This is a genomic window from Anoxynatronum sibiricum (genome assembly GCF_039414295.1).
GTDB classification, from domain to species: domain Bacteria; phylum Bacillota; class Clostridia; order Peptostreptococcales; family Tindalliaceae; genus Anoxynatronum; species Anoxynatronum sibiricum.
The window spans coordinates 42,742-60,597 of the sequence record NZ_JBCITM010000006.1 but is presented as its reverse complement, the minus strand read 5'-3'; the positions used below and the strand labels follow the sequence as shown (position 1 = coordinate 60,597).

Below are 17,856 nucleotides of genomic sequence, written 5' to 3'. Positions count from 1 at the left end.
TGGTTTTTCCGATAAAGGGACGATTCTGTGCGGGTAAATGTCTATTGGCTCATCATCGAAATAATGCTGTGTCTTTTGGCAGCTCCTGTTGAAATGCCTGTGACAACAAGAACCAGAGCCAGCAGCAACAGGGGGCATATGAGATAGGTGACCAGCGGGTCTGCAATGAGTTCAACCTGTTTGATGCCGATGCCCGCAAAGCTGAGGGCCCCATTGATGATACGGCTTCCCAGTGCACGGGTCAGCAAGATTCCCGTGACAATGCCCATGAGGGCCACGCCGCCTGTTTTGATAAGGTACTGCTTTTGAATATCCTTTTCAGAAAACCCCACCGCTTTAAAGATGGCAACTTCCCATATATCCTTGGCCATACGCAATTTCATGAACAAAGCGGTGAGAAGCATCACCAGGCAGGCGCTCATGAGAATGATGGCGAGAACCATGAGCCTGAGCTGACTGACTACGCCGCCCAGTGTCTGGTTGATAAACTGATCCATGGGATCCACCTCGACACCGGTGCCAATGATGGCCGACCACTCATCTGCCTTGCTCTCGGCGTGAACACCATCCTTCAGGCTTACAGAGAAAGCGTACTTGGTACTGGCCAGTTCCGGGAAAACATCGGCTGATTTTGCCGTAAAACCGCCGCTGGTGACATCCTGATAGACTCCGGAAACAATGAACTCACGGGATTCGCCGTGAAGGAAAATAATGACGGTATCCCCCGGTGCCTTCTTCATTTCACTGGCATTCAGATAAGACAGGGCAATTTCATGAGCAGCCTCAGGCTGTTGGCCGGTGAGGTACTGAAGTCCGCTGCCGGCGTGCAGGCCGACGTCAATATCAATATTGAAGGGCTGATGGTCGCCATCAATCGTCTGAACACGCACCCTTCGGAACGCATCATAACTGGCAATGGCCGGATCGCCATCCAGTACATTCCTGACTTTTGCATAGCCCGTTGCAAGGTGCTCGCCGCTTTCCACCTCAATGAGAATATCTTTCAGAGAACTGCCCATGTAGGTGATAAATACCGGGGATTCAAAGGTGTTCATCAAATGGGTGGGGATGAGCATCATGAGTACAGTCACCATCACAACAGCAAAGAGAACGCTCCAGTCCTTGAAATGATGATAAACCTCCCGGAGGGCAAGGAGCCAGTTGACAGACAACTTTCTGGAACGATAAAGTCCCTGTTTCTCAAACTGCTTTTCTTTCCCAAAACCCTTACCGCTGACCAGGGCTTCCACAACCGTCAGCCTTCGGATTCGCTTCAGAATCCTTTTGGCGTAGAGGATAATTAATAGATACAGGAGCCAGGCTGTGGCAAGGGACAGGGCAATGGCGGATACTGCGAGTGTGTTTTTCCCAAAGGTGGTGCTGATGTGCCGGGTGAAGAAACCACTGGCCAAAAGGGCGAGGCCATAACCGGATAAAATGCCTGCCGCAGCCAGCAATCGATATTTATGGAGGTAAAGATTTCGCTGATCTTTAAAGGAAAGACCAATGGCTTTCATAATACCAATTTCAACAATCTCCTCTTCGAGAGTTGCCAGAATGGTAAATCTGATGCAGATGAAAGCCACCATGATCAACAGAAGGCTCACCAGAAGGAGGACAAATACGGTTACCAGATCTGTCAGAGCGCTTAAAATAAAGATCATGGCATAGGTAATGGTGGGGCCGTTTTGGGGGAGCCCAGCATTTTCATAGGCGGTTTTTAATCCGGAAGCCTCCTTTGGATCATTGAGATAGGCTTCAATGAGATACTCATGTTCGCTGATATGAGTTGACAGGGCTTCAAAATCATGATCACTCAGCAGGATTCGGGTGGAAGAAGTCATGGGTGAATTCATCTGAGAGTCCAGCACAAAGGTGGCAATCACCAGTTCTTTCATCACATCTCCATTGAAAAACACCAGTCGGTCGCCGATTTCCATGCCGTACATTTCCCTGAGAAGAACAGGTATGCCCACCTCGCCTTCGCCAAGAACCACCTTTTCATGGGCGGCATCCAGCAGCAGATCCCTGGTTTCATTTTGTCTCACCAGACCAATGTCCAGCCGCAAATCAGAAAGGGTGGTGGTATCACCCGTGCCCACAATGGTCAGATGGTCGCCGTAGACGTTCAGCATGGTCACGGTTTGCCAGTCAATGACATTATCTTGGCTGGTCATAAAGGTATCGATGGCGCTCTGGTCCAGTTCTCCTTTATGCATTTGAAGAAAATGGGGGGGCTGGGCGATGCGATAGAGGTCTGAAATACCTGTCAGGGTTTGGGACGCCACCATCACAGACAAAACAGCCAGGCTTGCTGAAAAAATAATGAACAACAGCAGGCCGGCATGAATCACTTTGTTTCTTTTAAAATCATTTTTAATGATGATCCAGTTCATCGATCTTCCTCCATAGGTATCCGTCTTTCTTTGCATTTATCCACCCTTCTCTCAAAAGCATTCTCAAAAGCGCGGTAAAGCGACAGGGTCATTATTCAGTGGCCCAGTGGGCGCCATACTGCTTCAGAAACTCATTCTCACGAACTCCCAGCATTTTCTCCAGAGTGCCAATAAGTGCTGTCATGATCAGCATTTGAGAATCGGCATCCATTTCAAAAATACCTTCGTCTGTCAGCGATAGGGCTGCCGCCAGAAAAATCTGCATGCACTGCAAAGGTTGGGAACACCGCCAGATTTGTTGGTCGATCCCTTCCTGAATCACGTCAGCCAAAATGGGTGCCAGGGAATGTATCAGCTGCTTCAGGCTTTTCTGATGTAAGAGGGCATTGGCGGGTTGGTGCATGTCTTCCAGTGTGTGATGGGCAGTGTGATCATCAACCCGCATGGCCAGAAAAGCATGCATCAGTTTTTCATTCGGATCAGCCCTAAACTTTTCAAGGGTTGCCTGTACCCGATGGACAATGTTGTCCACATTTCTGTCAATCACGCCATCCATCGCCGCCTCCTTCGAAGTAAAATAATGATAAAAAGTGCCCTTGGCGATGCCAACCACCTTGAGAATGTCGTTGACGGTGCAGTTTTCGAATCCTTTGGAATAGAACAAAGCTTCTGCAGCATCCAGAATTTCGTTTTTGCGCACATCATAGTCTTTTATAATCCGGGTCATGTTACTCACCTCCATCAAGACGAAATCAGGCCAGTTATAAAAGAGAAGGTCAAGTCGGTGTTGAGGCGGTTGAAGCGCTGGCAGCCAGATGATGTGACGTTTTTATCGGAATGGCATGTGAGCTCGCGATGAAAAGAAAGAGCACCTTCTGTAAGAAGTCGACATCACTTTCCTGAGGGTGTCAGATAAAATAAACGCATAACCATCAATAGACCGACCGTCGGTCTATTTACTAATATATGTCGTTCCTTTCAATTTGTCAACAGGAGATTTTCATAAGAATGATGAAAAATGAAATTGACTGAAATAAATCATTTTTCAGGCAGGGATTTGGATGGATGTGTCGAAGGTACAAAGGGTCGAGCACTTAACTGAAGAGGAGATGAGAATATGTGGGAAAAAATGGTGGCTGACAAAGTTGAAGGTAAAGTATCGCCCCTGCACGACTGGCACATGGCACATGGAGCAGAAATGCTGTGGGATGACGGTTATCCCTGGACGGTGCACCAGGGTGGTGACCCACTGGTGGAGTACGAAGCCATTCGCACAGGTGCTGGTCTTCTGGATCTTTTCGCCATTTTTACCTATGAAGTTGTGGGACCGGCGGCCGCCGATTTCATTCAGCGCACCTTCACCAACACAGTGGCCGGAATGAAGCCGGGAGATGTGCGGTATGGCGCTTTTGTGAACCACCAGGGGATGCTCATGGATGAAGGTAATGTCTACCGGTTTGCCGAAGAACGGTTTATGATCATGGTGAACGCTCCCCGGGCCATCCACCAGATCAAATCCTATGCAGAGGGCCTTGATGCCCGTGTCATCGACCGTACCGATGATTATTGCATGATCGGCGTACAAGGTCCGGAATCCGAGAAAACTCTGGCACCGCTGGTGGCGGGTGACCTGTCTCAACTGAAATTCTTTCACTTCTGGCCGGAACCCACCATCATTGCCGGCTGCCGGGGTTGGGTTTCCAGAACCGGTTATTCCGGTGAGAAAGGGTATGAGGTATGGGTGGAAACCAAAGATGCCCTGCATCTATGGGAGACACTGGTGGCGGCTGGCGGCGTTCCCTACGGTGTGATGGCGGTTGATATTGCCCGGGTGGAAGCAGGCCTGCTGCTGATCTACCTGGATTTTGACCTGGGCACCGTTTCTCCCTGGGATCTTTCTCTTGACAGGTTTATCAAGCTTCATCCTGACGGCGTGGGAACTGAAGCCCTGGCAGCTTATGGGAAAAATCCGCCCAGGCGACTGAAGACACTGGTCATCGAAGGTGACCAGGTGCCAGAACATCAGAGCCGTGTTTATCAGGGAGATAAGCAGGTGGGAATCATCACATCTCCCGTCAAATCCCCCCGATTTGGCGTCATCTCCCTTGCCATTGTGAACAGCCAGGTGGCGGCAGACGGCACTGAGCTGGAAGTTGAAATAGGTGATGACCGCGTCAGTGTGGTCACAGCACCGGTATCCATTTATGATCCTCAGCGACGGCGGGCAAGGGGCTGAAGAGAAACTCTTTCTTTCATCCATTCGCCATTGGCTCTCGCGTTTTTTTCTCTCACAAAACCTTTGTATCACAGCGGTTTCTGTGATAAGATTCATTCGGTACTTAACGCATCGAGAGCCCGCCTCGTCGGATGAAAAGGAGTCCCCCATAGATGGAAAGTGTTCGAAAAGCCCCCTATTTACTGGCGTTCGTCTTCGTGGTGACGCCATTTGCCCATTTGATGCTGCCCTACAGTCACATTCCCGTGTCGTTCATTATTCTGAGCCTGATGCTGGCAACGGCCGATAAGCAGGCGCTCCACGTCACCCTGGTCATTGGCTTGGTCAGCCTGGCTGCTCAGATCTTCATACTGTCTCGTATTGATGTCCCCATGAATCTCATTCATTTGGGTGCACTTTTGGGAACTCTGGCTCTTTTTCTGCTGAATGATCAAACCCTGCAGCAGTCCATCAAAAAGTATCGCCAGAAAAACCTGGAAATGGACATGACCCAGGCCAGCAGCAAACTATTGAGAGAAATGATCAAAAGAACCATCGATCTGGAAACCAGCCGGGAAGCGGCAGATCAAATCGTCCATCTCCTTTCCCGGCATTACGCCTTTGATGCCTGCACCCTCTTTTTGACAAATCAGGATCACCAGCTGACAGTCAAGGCCACCACTGCCTCCGGTGATGATTATGAGGGGTTGGAAGCCGTTGCCCGGGCCCGGTTTGAAGAGGCGAGACACACCGGGAGGGCCTCGGTTTACAAAGAGGGAGAGTCCATCGCCAAATGCCTTCATTCTGTCAAACGGGGCATAAGCGACAGTTATTTCTGCCTGATTTGGGAACGAAAAGACCTCGCGGGTGCCCTGCTCATCGAAAACAAATCTGACAAACATCTGAATAAAACGGTGAATACAGGTTATTTCAGGCTTATTGTGGCGAATCTGCGGCTGATCCTTAAAAGCGCCCTGAACCATGAACAGGTGGTGCGGCTCACCATGACAGATGCATTGACGGGTGCCTTTGATGAAACTTATCTGAACCACATTCTGAACCAGAAAACGGCAGAGTACCACCTTGCAGGTAAATCCTTCGTTATCGCCATGGTTGGCATTGATCGGCTGGGGCAGCTGAATGATGCCCATGGTCAGGCTTTTGGCGATTTGGTGCTGAAAGAAGTGGCCAGTTTCATCCGGGAACATGTGCACATGGATGCCAAGGGAGAGATGCTTTTTCGACTGGCAAGCGATCAGTTTGTGATTTTCTTTTCAGAGGTGGACGCTGACACCATTGTCATCCCCTTGGAGAACCTGAAAAACCAGCTGGCCAATCGAGCGATTTCCGGTGAGCGGGGAGAAACGGTCACGGTGACGGCCTCCTTTGGAGTGGCAGAATTTCCCGGCGACGGCAGCAGTGCCGGTGAGCTGATGGCCAATGCAGAAGCAGCGATGCGAAAGTCAAAGGCTGACGGACGCAACAGAATCACCTATTTTGAGGCACTGTCATCATCTTCGGCAATCATTCGGGCGCCTTTGTGATAGCTGGATGTCTTGATGAATTAACCACATGCAACCGAAGAACCCTGGGTAACAAGGGTTCTTTTTTATGGAAACAATAAAAAAGCAAAATGCAATTTTACAAATTAATCATTCAATAATTGCAGATCGACATCAAAAAAACTTGATCAAAAATGAAAAAAAAGTTATAATTCATATCAACAAAAGAGGCTAATAAGCTCTTGGTGATGAGAATGAAAGCGGCGGCTTGATAAATGCGATTATCCGAAAAATGAATGATACAATAATTGGACTGTCAAATTCACAAAGACGTGTGGCACAAAGAACAGCTTAAAGGAGGAAGTGGCATGTTGAAAATCTGGGAAAACGGAGTGTATGTCGTTGATGAAACATCCATCATCGCCGACGAACCCGCATCACAGCAGCTGCTGGAAAAACTGACGGGGGGACAGCCTGAAAGAGAGCGGGCCAGACAAGAAACCATCACTTACGCAATGCTGGCGGCCCACAACGTCTCGGAAGACATGGAAAATTTGAAACTGCGATTTGATGCCGTGGCGTCCCATGACATTACCTATGTGGGTATCATTCAAACCCTGAAAGCCAGCGGTCTGGAACGGTTTCAGCTGCCCTATGTGCTGACCAACTGTCACAACAGCCTGTGTGCCGTTGGGGGCACCATCAACGAAGACGATCACCTCTACGGGCTGAGTGCTGCCCGAAAATATGGCGGCATCTATGTGCCGGCTCATCTGGCGGTCATTCACCAGTACATGCGTGAAATGATGGTGGGTTGCGGCCGCATGATTCTGGGATCAGACAGTCATACCCGCTACGGATCCCTGGGAGCCATGGGCGTTGGAGAAGGCGGGCCGGAACTGGTGCGCCAGCTGCTGGGGGAAACCTACAACCTGAATTATCCTGAAGTGGTGGCAGTTTATCTGACAGGAACACCCCGACCCGGAGTTGGACCGCAGGATGTGGCCCTGGCCCTCATTGGCAAGGTGTTTCACACGGGGCTGGCCAATAACCGGGTGCTGGAATTCATTGGTGACGGCATTGACTCTCTTGATATTGAGTTTCGCAACGGCGTCGATGTGATGACCACCGAAACCACCTGTCTCAGTTCCATCTGGCGAACAGACGAAAAAGTGCGGGAATACTATGGGATTCATGGGCGCCCAGAAGACTATCGATGTCTCCAACCTGGGCCAGTGGCTTACTATGACGCCCTGATACACCTGGACCTGTCAGCCGTCGAACCAATGATCGCCATGCCATTTCACCCTGCCAACACCTATACCATTCGGGAAGTGCAGAAAAACCTGGATGAGGTGCTGCATGAAGTGGAAATGAAAGCCCGTCAGGGGAAAGATCAGCCGGATACCACCTTTTCATTGAAATCCAAAGTCAGAGATGGCCGGCTTTATGTGGATCAGGGCGTGATTGCAGGCTGTGCCGGAGGCACTTACGGCAACCTGTGTGCTGCGGCAGAAATTCTTTCGGGAAAATCCATTGGAGCCGGCAACTTTTCACTCAGCGTTTATCCCGCCAGTCAGCCGGTGAATCTGGCTCTTATGGAAAATGGGTCTTTGGCAGCCCTGATGGAAGCAGGGGCCACCCTGCGCACAGCCATTTGCGGCCCCTGCTTTGGGGCGGGAGATGTGCCGGCCAACAACGGTTTCAGCATTCGCCACACCACCCGCAACTTCCCCAATCGGGAAGGCTCCAAACCCGGCAGCGGGCAAATGGCGTCGGTGGCACTGATGGACGCCCGTTCCATCGCAGCAACAGCTGCCAACGGCGGTGCCCTGACGGCAGCGACAGAGATGGAAACAGTTGGAGAGCTGCCGCCGTACACCTTCCATCAAGAGATTTACACCAAGCGGGTTTATGCCGGTTTTGATAAACCGCAAGCCAATGAGTCGCTTGTGATGGGCCCCAACATCACCGAATGGCCCGAGATTTCGCCCCTCACCCGGCACCTGCTCTTGCAGGTGGCTTCAGTCATCCTTGACCCGGTGACCACCACCGATGAACTGATTCCTTCGGGAGAAGCCTCATCCTACCGCTCAAACCCCCTGCTGCTGGCAGAATACACCCTTTCAAGACGAGATCCGGGCTATGTGGCAAGAGCCCGCCAGACGCTGTTGCTGGAAACGGAGCGCCAACAGGGAAAAAATCCGTTGCTGAAAAATGAAGCGCTGGCAGCATTGGGGCGGGAGATTAAGGTGCTGATCCCTGAAGTTCAACTGGAGGAGGTGGGTATTGGCAGCCTCGTCGCAGCCCGAAAACCGGGAGACGGCTCTGCCCGTGAACAGGCGGCCAGCTGTCAGCGAATTCTCGGTGGCTGGGCCAACATCGCCAATGAATACGCCACCCGTCGATACCGCTCCAATGTCATCAACTGGGGAATGCTGCCCTTCCTTTATCCTGAAGAACTGGACTTTCAGGTGGGGCAGTACCTGCTGATCCCGGAGATCGATCAGGCGCTGACAGAAAAAAGGGATACGGTGAAAGCGTATGTGCTGGGGCAGGCAGGAGAACAACCGGTTTCATCCCTTCAACTGAAACTGCCTCCCCTGAATGAAGAGGAACGGCAGATTATCAGGGCTGGCTGCCTCATGAACTATTATCGGGATCGGCTTCAAAAATAAAAAGATCAGTATCAACAGCATGATCACCATGTCATCACAAATCATGTGCCGCATTCGTTTGCTGAAAACTTATCTGGGTAATAGCCTTATATAAGCGGATACGCCTGATGGCTTAAGCTGGTGCGGTGAAAAACGCCCTTTGAGTTGTCGGGTAAAACAGAAGTCTTTAAGCGAGACGAAGGAGGTTTTCATATGCGTATGGAATACGGCATTGCGGCACTTTTTGGGACGTTCTTTTTGTTCTTTTTTCTCATCGCCATAGCTTCCTATGTGTTGGCAGCACTGGGGCTGTACACCATGGCTCAAAAGAGAAACATTGAAAATCCGTGGGTTGCCTGGATTCCCGTGGCGCAACTCTACATTCTGGGCAAGGTGATTCGCACACTGAACATTGGCGGTTATGAAGTTCCCCAGGTGGAGCTGGTGCTCCCGGGAATTGCCATTGCCAGTGCTGTTCTGGGAATGATTCCCCTCATCGGGACAGTCATTTCCATTGCAGCGGCAGTGGTCAGTCTCTTTGCCCTCCACAAGCTGTACAAGCTTCACCGGCCCGATCAGGCGGTGCTGTACTTGCTTCTCAGCATCATCATTCCCTTCATGGGGCCTGTCTTCATTTTTCTGATGCGCAATGACGCACCTGTTTTTGAGGAAGTGTGATATTTCAGGAAAAGAATGGTTGTTTTGCAACAAAACCTCTTATTGAAGATGGAAAAAGTCATACCGGTCGGTCGAAACCACGCAGGTTTTACCGGCCGTTTTTCTGCTTCAAGGGAATGTGTCGAGGTGGCAATTTCTTCCGTGACACTAATTGACAACTGTTTAAGAAGCAAGTATGCTATAGCAAAGCCATCTGATTCAGGAGGTGAGAGCCATTCTAAATCGAATGAATGATTCAGGCGCTAAAGAGCTCAAAGGCGCCTTTGAGCTTTGGCGTCGTCTCTTGCTTCTTTTTGGTCTGGCGATAGGCTTCTGGCTTTTTGCCTATGCCTCGCCGGCACCCCTGGTGCGGGTGGAGCCGGTGGACATGGAGCGCCAGCAGCGCCGGGAAATAGAGCGGCCTTTCGTGACAGAAGAGCAGCGCCGGCTGGCAGCCCTTCCCCTGGAAGCCTATGTGCAAGCTGTTGCAGGAGAAAACCTGTTGACCCTTCAAACAACCGCATGGCCTGATTTTACACAAAACATGCGTTTATTAGCAGGCCAGATGGTGCCAAAGGAATGGAAACATCGGGTCCAAAAAGAAACCATGAAAAGCGGCTACACACCCCGGGCCTATTTTCGCCCGGAGGAAGCGCCAGTGGCCGGTTGGTTCAATCAGGCAGCCAGTCACACGGCGCCCCTGTACCTGGCCTTAGAAAACCAGGGGCAAGAACCCCTGTACGCAAAACTAACCCCACTGCCTGCCCCGTTATCATCTTTCAGTCTTGGCGGCGGATCGGCATTTGACCTTCCACCGGCAGGAATGATTCGCACCGCCCGCGCCTACGGTTATGGGGTGATGCTGGCAGGTTTGTTGTTCTATTGGGGGCTGCCCCGTACCCGTCGCCATCAAGGGGCCATGGCTTACCCCGGATTTAAAACACGGCTGGCAGATGTGGCCATGGTGATGCTGTTTCTGGTTTTTTATACCATGCCTTTTCTCATCAGCTGTGGATCCCTTCAGGCCGTCACCATTGCGCTGCCTCTCACGGTGATTTTTTGGGGCATGGCAGGCCTGTCCCTCTGGATCATGTACATCAATGCCTGGACCGCCAGCTTTGAAATGGTGGTGGCTCACGACAGCCTTGTCATGGAGTCTTATCGCGGGCGTGTGGTGGTATCTTTCAGTGACATTGAGTCCTTTCAACCCGTGGTCAAAGAATCACCCCGATGGATGCGGCGAATGACTTGGCTGGGATTTTTGATCTCAAAAGGTTCCATGAAGTTTATCATGGCCAGCCAGCTGGTGACGGGAGCAGGCACAGTGGCCCAGGGAGTTCGCCTGAATCTCAGGAGTGGTGCAGTGATGGACTTCTGGATCACAGATCAGTGGTATCAGGAGATGCTGGTGGGTGGCAGTGGATTGGTGAATTACCTGAAAGCGGCGGGAATTCCAAAAGAACCCCAGCCGGCAAGAGATAGAACGCTCTCTTATCTGCCTGCGTCCAAAGCATGGCGAAAGGGGCCCATGGTGGTTCCCCTTCTGGTGATGCTGGCGGTTTTGGGAGTGGTGATCAGCGGCAGTTTTCTGCTGTAACCAGACACAACATGTAAGCGAAACATAGGCAGCCGCCTCAACACAAAAAAAGGAGTGATCAATGCGATGTGGAGCACGTTACTGGCAGTACTGATAGTGGTCATTATTTTATCGGGGATGGGGCTGGTGGTCTTCTACAACAGTACCATCAAGCTGCGCAACCTGGCACGAAACGCCTGGGCGCAGATCGATGTGCAGCTGAAGCGGCGGTCAGATTTAATCCCCAATCTGGTGGAAACCGTCAAAGGATACGCTGCCCATGAGAAAGAAACCTTTGAGCTGGTCACCCGGGCCCGGGCAGAGGCCCTGCAGGCCCAGTCGGTGGAAGACCGCCAGCAAGCGGAAAACGCTCTCTCGGGTGCATTGAAATCACTGTTTGCAGTGGCAGAGGCCTACCCGGAACTGAAAGCCAGTGAAAACTTCTCCCAATTGCAGCGTGATCTGGCGGAAACAGAGAACAAAATTGCCTACAGCCGTCAGTTTTACAACGATACCACCATGAAGTTCAACACCAAAATCGAAGCATTCCCCGGTGTGTTGTTGGCGGGAATCATGGGATTCCAGGCGATACCATACTTCGAAGTACTGGAAACATCCGAAAGACAGGCTGTTCAGGTGCGGTTTTAGTTTGAAAAAGCCCCTTGCGCTGAACCGAAAAATGGTTCAAGGCAAGGGGCTTTTTGGTGGAGAGATGATTCGTTGCCATGCTGCGATTATGGCTCTATCGGGCCAAATAAAGTGCTGCCAGCAGCAAGCCCACAATCACCATTCCAATGAGGGCCACTTTTCCCTTTGGCACAGGAGCCTGACCGACAGAGCCTGAAACAGATGTGGGCGGGGCAGCAGCGGATGGTGCAGCAGCTCCCAGGCTGGCGGTTTGTTGGCCGGCGAATGTCCCGGTGACTGGAGGAATCCCAGGCGGTGTTGGCTGTGGTGCTGGTACAGGATCTGCCGATTCACTGTCAGAAGAAAGAGTTGCCCCATTAGACAGAGCGCTGGGAGCCATAACGGATCCCACGTCAGAAGATGGGGATGAACTGTTTGGTGCAGCAGCGGTCGCAACGCCCAGCAGCGCAGCCTGAAAATCGGCGGCTGTCTGAAACCGGTCTTCAGCCTTGACGGCCATGGCACGAAGAAGGGCGGCCTCAAGAGGCGTATCTATCTTCACACCCAGGGCAGAAGGAGGGATCAAATCATCCTGTGCCAGCCGGTCCAGCGACTCAACCGGCATTTGACCTGTAATGGCCCGGTAAAAAGTGGCACCAAGGGCGTAAAGATCTGTCCAGGGGCCCTGAAGTCCTCTTGAGCGATACTGCTCTTCAGGTGTGTAACCGGGCTTGAGGATGATGGACATGCTGTGTCCTTTATTGGAAACAGACTGGCGGGCGGCGCCAAAGTCAATGAGAATGATTTGTCCCTTTGCTGTCATGAAGATATTGTCCGGGCTGATGTCCCGGTGGAGCACGTCATAGGCATGCACCTCCCGAAGGGCATCCAGCACAGGCATGAAAACCGACAGTGCCTGGGGAACACTGATGCTGCCTCCGCTATTCCGAATATATTCTTTCAGTGTGATCCCCTCAATGTAGTTCATGACAAAGTAGGCTGTTTCGTTGGCCTCGAAATAGTCCCGTACAGAAACGATGTTGGGGTGGGATTCAAAACGTGCCAGGGTACGGGCTTCCTGCAAAAACTTTGTCAGACCATCATCATAGTGGGCCCGCAGATTTCCTGAGTGGATGCTTACTTCGGTATTCCCCGGCAGCCGTGTGGCCAGATCCTGAGGCATATACTCCTTGATGGCCAGATTGATTTCCAGGTTCAGATCTCTTGCCAGATAAGTAATACCAAACCCTCCCTGGCCCAGGGTATTTTCGATCTGGTATTTTCCCTGCAAAATTGTGCCGGGTGCAAGGTGGGTATGATTTGAGTCAACCAAGGCAACAACCTCCCTCCAATTTCGTCAACTGTCATTTTCTATTTTATCATATGAAAATCATCCAAAATAGAGAATCAGAGATGACAAATAATAGGGATTCGGAAGACAATGACAAAAGGTGACGATATGGCTGAAAAAACATGACAAATGAGTGCAAACGTTTGCACATAATTGAGGCCAATGACCTAAATGTGCTATAATATTGTTACAATATTCCGAAAGGATATGTGTTTGGTTAAGACGCATCAACAGGCACGATATGACATGCACCTCAGGAGTATGTCAGCGACGAATGGAACCTTTTTCAGAGGAAGTGATCATCATGTCCATGGTGGTACGAAGATGGGCGGGAATCGTTCTCTTGCTCATGGGAATCGTTCTCTTTTTTATTTTCTCCCGCCCCACCCCTCCTGCCGCTGTCGTGAACTCAGAAGAGTGGCTGGATGCTGCTCGTCGAGTTCAGCAGAACGAACTGGCATTGAAGCCTTCACCCAGCACTATTGATCAGCAGAGAGACAGTGAGACAGCCACTGATGATCACTATGAACCAGAAACCTTTGTGCCGACCACGATGACCATTCCTGCCCTTGACTTTGAAATGGAAGTCATCAGCGGCGATGTCTTCAGCGATGCAGATCTGCGTATTGCCCCCGTTCATTTTCAAATGAGCGCCCTGCCGGGAACACGCCAGGGCAATGCGGCCTTTGCCGCCCATCGCAGAGGGCAGTATGCCTACTTTAGAGACTTGGACAAACTGGCAGCAGGTGATCCCATCTATCTGAAAACCGGCAGTCATGTGCTGGTTTACGAGGTTGCCTGGGTCAGCATAGTGGATCCCTACGACTGGAGTGTTATTAGTTTCACAGAAGTGCCGGCCCTCACCCTTCAAACCTGTGAGCCGAAAAACAGTCCGGCGACTCACCGGCTGATTGTAAGGGCTTATCTGAAAGAATGGCAGGCCGTTGAATCAACGGAGGCACAGGAAGTGACAAAGTCGCAGCAAGAGACGCGGGTTATGGCAACCAGATATTGAAACACAGCAACCAGGTACTGATGGGCAGCTAATCAATAAAGGAGCGCTGATGAATCTATGAATGCAGCAGAAAAATCACTGGCTGTTTTTCAGGCGCAGCACCAGGGAACCCGGGAGTATCAGGAAGACGCCCTGGGGGTCACCAGTCTGGATGACGCTGAACTGATCAAACAAAAGGGTTATCTGGCGGTGATTGCCGACGGCATGGGAGGGTTATCCCACGGCAGCAGGGCCAGCCACGCAGCCATCGACAGATTTCTCCGGGAGCACCGTGAACGGTCTCTGGAAGAACCGGCTGAAGCATTTCTGCAACGAACGTTACGCATAGCCAATGTCAGCGTGTTTGACAAAGCATTTATCGACGGCCGTGAGGTGGAGCTGGGCACCACTCTGGTGGCAATACTCATTGAAACAGACAGGCTCCATTGGATTTCTGTCGGTGACAGTCACATTTTTCATTTCAGAGAGGGGCGATTGCAGCAGCTTAATACAGAGCACGTCTATGCCAACCAGTTAAAAATGCAGGTAAAGAATGGAGAAATGACAGCGGAAGAAGCACGGGTTCATCCTGAGCGGGATCATCTCACCAGCTATCTGGGACTGCCGGAAATACCTGAAATTGACCGCAGCCAGAAACCAATGCAGTTGGAGCCGGGTGACCAGGTGATCTTATGTTCCGACGGCTTGTCGGGAGTTCTGACCCGGGAAGAAATGGAGGCGCTTCTCAGCAGTCACCATCATGATCCGGCAACGGAAATGATCCAGCAGGTGCTGGCAAAGCAAAAACGGCACCAGGACAATGTGACAGTGATTATCGTCGAATGCACCACATAAGACAAAAAACCAAAGGAGTGGATGGGATGAAGAATAAACAGCAAATGATGCGAATGGTGGCGGTGTTGGCAATACTGGTACTGCTGATGACATGTGTCATCACGCCGGTCTATGCCAGTTCCCCTTCAGAGGCCCGAAAAAGTGTGGTACGGGTCACTGTCTGGGATGCAGATGTGCAGCGGGATTTTAACGATCCCTATGCCGGATATCTTGGCCATGGCTCCGGTTTCGTGGTGGGAGACGGCGAACCTTTTGAATACATTGCCACCAATTTTCATGTGGTAGACAAAGACTACATCAACATGCAGCTGGGTGACGTGTGGATGGATGCTTTCGGCCGGGAAGTGCGGAACATCTCCGTCCGTGTCTGGATCTCAGCTGATGACCTGGTGCCGGCCACCGTGTTTCATTCACTGCCCAATGCCGACATGGCTCTGTTGCGCATTGACCCCAATCATCTTCTCTATGGGTATGAACCCCTGGTGCTGGCAAGCCGTGACCAGGTAGACGTAGGTGATGATGTCTGGGCGCTGGGTTTCCCGGATCAAAACGTGGAAGATTTTCGCTCCTCCTATTATTCAGATGTGGTGATGACCAAGGGAATCATCAGCAAGTCCACCACCTGGAACGGGATTGGTGCCTATCAGATCGATGCCCCCATTAACCCGGGAAACTCCGGCGGCCCCCTGGTGAATGAACTGGGAGAAGTGGTGGGGATTAATACCTTTACCTTCATGGAAGCACAAAACGTGAATGGCTCCATGCAGATTGACTACCTGACAGAGGTGCTGGACCGCCGGGGCATTCGCCAGCCAAAGGCAACCGGCGAAGGCGCTGCGCCTGCACCCGCCACCACTACACCGGAACCAGCCACCACCCCCGAGCCGGCACCCACACCGACCCCTGCACCACCGCCGCCACAACCAGAGCCAGAATCCGGCGGATCCATGCTGCTCATCATTGGGGGTGCAGTGGCACTGTTGGTGGTGATTGGCGTGGTGGTGATGGTGATGAAAGGCAAGAAAAAAGAAGCCCCTGCCCAGGCATCCTTCCAGTACGGGCAATCGGGTCAACCTCAGTTTCAGCCCCATATGCCGCCGCCGCAGATTCCCAACTCCCAAAATGTGGATCCAGGTGTCACCCGGGCAAAACCGGCGGCTCTTGATCCTCAGACAGCTCCCATGACAAAAGCCAAAACCGGCGCTGCTGTCACCCCAGGCCCCGGCATCAAAGGAATCTCCGGTCATTTTGCCGGCCAGTCGGTGGAATTTGTCAACGGCCAGCTCACCATCGGGCGTGATCCTCGAATGGCCCACCTGGTGTATCCTCAATCCTTCGAAGAAATCAGCCGAAAACACGTGACCATTCGGTTTGACGATAAAACCCGTCAGTTTGTGCTGGAAGATTCATCCTCCAACGGCACCTTCCTTTCCTCCAGTGAACAGCTGGATTCAGGAAAGCCCTATTACCTGAAGCCGGGAGACCGTTTCTATCTGGCAGACCCCAAAGAAGTCTTTGAACTGACAGTGACAGGTTGAGAGCTTCAAACCCATCAGCAAAACTTATGGAACTTGAAAAACAGGCTTTTTAAAGCTGATAAGACGGCTTTTCAGAACCAGTGAAAGAACAGGTGAGCGCCCATGAAAATCCTGGCAGCCTCCCTTACAAAACCGGGAGGACGAAAATACAATGAAGATGCCCTGTGTTTTGATCAACAAGCTGGAAGAGCCTTTGCCGCCCTGGCAGACGGCCTGGGCGGCCATCGGGGTGGCCGCATTGCTTCAGCCATCGCCGTTGAAACAGCCCGAAGCACCTTTTGGCAGCATGGGGAAGGGATCGGCCACCTTCAGGGAAACCTGTTGGAAACCTGCGCCCGTCGGGCCAATGACGCGCTGCAGCAACAGCAGCAGGAAGACCCTTCACTGGCCCGGATGAAAACCACCCTGGTGCTGTGGGCCTGTGACGGTGATCAGGCAGTGTGGGGCCATGTGGGAGACTCGCGTCTCTACCATTTCCGGGAAGGGGTGCTGCTGTCAAGAACAAAAGACGACAGCCTGCCCCAGAAACTGGCAGACATTGGGGAAATATCCGAAGAAGCCATTCGTCACCATGAAGACCGAAACCGCCTGACAGCCGTGCTTGACGGGGGTGAGGGGTTGCGATGGCATACCGACCGGAGTTCCATCAGTCCCGGCGGTGAAGATGCCTTTCTCCTCTGTTCCGACGGGTTCTGGGAACTGGTGACAGAGGCTGAAATGACAGCGCTTTTGGCAGCAGCCCCGTCGCCGGAGGCATGGCTGAACACCATGGAAACCCGCTTGTTGGAACAGGCACCGCCAGACCATGATAATTATTCGGTCTTGGCTGTATGGATGCGATAAAGATGCGACAGCATGAACAGTGACCGGCAAAGGAATAATCACAAGAGGGGGTTACAGCATGAATCAGTTGACAAGATGCAACAACGGCCACTACTATGATGCCTCAAAACATAGCGGGTGCCCCTACTGCGGGGTGCAGAGCCTGGATATCGACATTCAGAAAACCATGGCCAAGCGGCCAACACCTCCCCCGGCAGCAGGAGGGAAGGGAGCCCCGGCCCAGGAAGGCCGCACCATGGGCGTTTTCCACAAAAAAATGGGCATCGACCCGGTGGTGGGCTGGTTTGTCTGTATCGAAGGAGCAGACCGGGGCAGAGATTACCGCATCGTGGCAGAGAAAAACTTTGTGGGGCGCAGCAATACCATGGATATTTGTATCGAAGGCGATGAAACCATCTCCAGGGAAAATCACACCATTGTCAGCTACAATCCCAAAGATCATAAGTTTCGCCTGTATCCCGGAGACGGCAGAGGGCTGGTGTACCTCAACGATGAAGAACTGGTGATGCCGGCAGTGCTGAATCCCTATGATGTGATCGAACTGGGGGAAACCAGGCTGATGTTCCTGCCCTTCTGTGGAGAAGCCTTTACCTGGAAGAAGAAAGCCTCATCAGAAACAGAAGAGCCATAGGCTTCAAAGACAGA

At 51.8% G+C, this 17,856-nt stretch carries 14 protein-coding genes; 11 read left to right on the top strand and 3 right to left on the bottom strand.

Translation table 11 applies throughout. From position 1 onward, the window contains the following. Positions 1 to 41: 41 nt before the first annotated feature. Together AAIG11_RS07390 and AAIG11_RS07385 are read right to left on the bottom strand one after the other, a co-directional pair. A complete protein-coding gene (locus AAIG11_RS07390; RefSeq protein WP_343185602.1) occupies positions 42 to 2,396 on the bottom strand; it encodes an ABC transporter permease in 2,355 nt (784 codons plus the stop codon). Positions 2,397 to 2,487: 91 nt separating this feature from the next. Further along, positions 2,488 to 3,123, bottom strand: a complete 636-nt coding sequence (locus tag AAIG11_RS07385) for a TetR/AcrR family transcriptional regulator (protein ID WP_343185601.1) — start codon at positions 3,121 to 3,123, stop codon at positions 2,488 to 2,490. 390 nt (positions 3,124 to 3,513) lie between these two features. On the opposite strand from AAIG11_RS07385, the gene AAIG11_RS07380 reads away from it, so the two are divergent. The 6 genes from AAIG11_RS07380 (at position 3,514) to AAIG11_RS07355 (ending at position 11,651) form a co-directional block, all read left to right on the top strand. Then, on the top strand, positions 3,514 to 4,632 hold the full coding sequence (locus tag AAIG11_RS07380) for an aminomethyl transferase family protein (RefSeq protein ID WP_343185600.1): 1,119 nt from the start codon (positions 3,514 to 3,516) through the stop codon (positions 4,630 to 4,632). Between the two features lie 152 nt (positions 4,633 to 4,784). Beyond that, positions 4,785 to 6,155: a sensor domain-containing diguanylate cyclase gene (locus AAIG11_RS07375; protein ID WP_343185599.1), complete on the top strand. Its 1,371-nt coding sequence runs from the start codon at positions 4,785 to 4,787 to the stop codon at positions 6,153 to 6,155. Between the two features lie 326 nt (positions 6,156 to 6,481). Then, complete coding sequence (locus AAIG11_RS07370) at positions 6,482 to 8,791, top strand: hydratase (protein ID WP_343185598.1); 2,310 nt, start codon at positions 6,482 to 6,484, stop codon at positions 8,789 to 8,791. A gap of 192 nt (positions 8,792 to 8,983) precedes the next feature. Further along, the gene (locus AAIG11_RS07365; RefSeq protein WP_343185597.1) at positions 8,984 to 9,448 is read left to right on the top strand and encodes a hypothetical protein; all 465 of its coding nucleotides are present in this window, start codon (positions 8,984 to 8,986) and stop codon (positions 9,446 to 9,448) included. A gap of 205 nt (positions 9,449 to 9,653) precedes the next feature. Beyond that, positions 9,654 to 11,024, top strand: coding sequence for a hypothetical protein (locus AAIG11_RS07360; RefSeq protein WP_343185596.1), 1,371 nt, complete (start codon positions 9,654 to 9,656; stop codon positions 11,022 to 11,024). 54 nt (positions 11,025 to 11,078) lie between these two features. Beyond that, a complete protein-coding gene (locus AAIG11_RS07355; protein ID WP_343185595.1) occupies positions 11,079 to 11,651 on the top strand; it encodes a LemA family protein in 573 nt (190 codons plus the stop codon). Between the two features lie 94 nt (positions 11,652 to 11,745). Here the strand turns inward: AAIG11_RS07355 and AAIG11_RS07350 are convergent, their stop codons facing one another. Next, positions 11,746 to 12,963 carry a serine/threonine protein kinase gene (locus tag AAIG11_RS07350; RefSeq protein ID WP_343185594.1) on the bottom strand — a complete coding sequence of 406 codons (1,218 nt, stop codon included), beginning with the start codon at positions 12,961 to 12,963 and terminating at the stop codon, positions 11,746 to 11,748. A 292-nt stretch (positions 12,964 to 13,255) separates the two neighbouring features. Between AAIG11_RS07350 and AAIG11_RS07345 the strand changes: the two genes are divergently transcribed. From AAIG11_RS07345 to AAIG11_RS07325, 5 genes are all read left to right on the top strand, one after another. Further along, positions 13,256 to 13,996 (top strand): sortase, encoded by a 741-nt coding sequence (locus tag AAIG11_RS07345; RefSeq protein ID WP_343185593.1) that lies wholly within the window; start codon positions 13,256 to 13,258, stop codon positions 13,994 to 13,996. Between the two features lie 57 nt (positions 13,997 to 14,053). Beyond that, a complete protein-coding gene (locus AAIG11_RS07340; protein WP_343185592.1) occupies positions 14,054 to 14,830 on the top strand; it encodes a PP2C family protein-serine/threonine phosphatase in 777 nt (258 codons plus the stop codon). Between the two features lie 26 nt (positions 14,831 to 14,856). After that, entirely contained in the window at positions 14,857 to 16,368 is a 1,512-nt protein-coding gene (locus AAIG11_RS07335; RefSeq protein ID WP_343185591.1) for a trypsin-like peptidase domain-containing protein, read from the top strand. 102 nt (positions 16,369 to 16,470) lie between these two features. Next, positions 16,471 to 17,211, top strand: a complete 741-nt coding sequence (locus AAIG11_RS07330) for a PP2C family protein-serine/threonine phosphatase (protein WP_343185590.1) — start codon at positions 16,471 to 16,473, stop codon at positions 17,209 to 17,211. 58 nt (positions 17,212 to 17,269) lie between these two features. Further along, positions 17,270 to 17,842 carry an FHA domain-containing protein gene (locus tag AAIG11_RS07325; RefSeq protein WP_343185589.1) on the top strand — a complete coding sequence of 191 codons (573 nt, stop codon included), beginning with the start codon at positions 17,270 to 17,272 and terminating at the stop codon, positions 17,840 to 17,842. Positions 17,843 to 17,856: the final 14 nt, after the last annotated feature.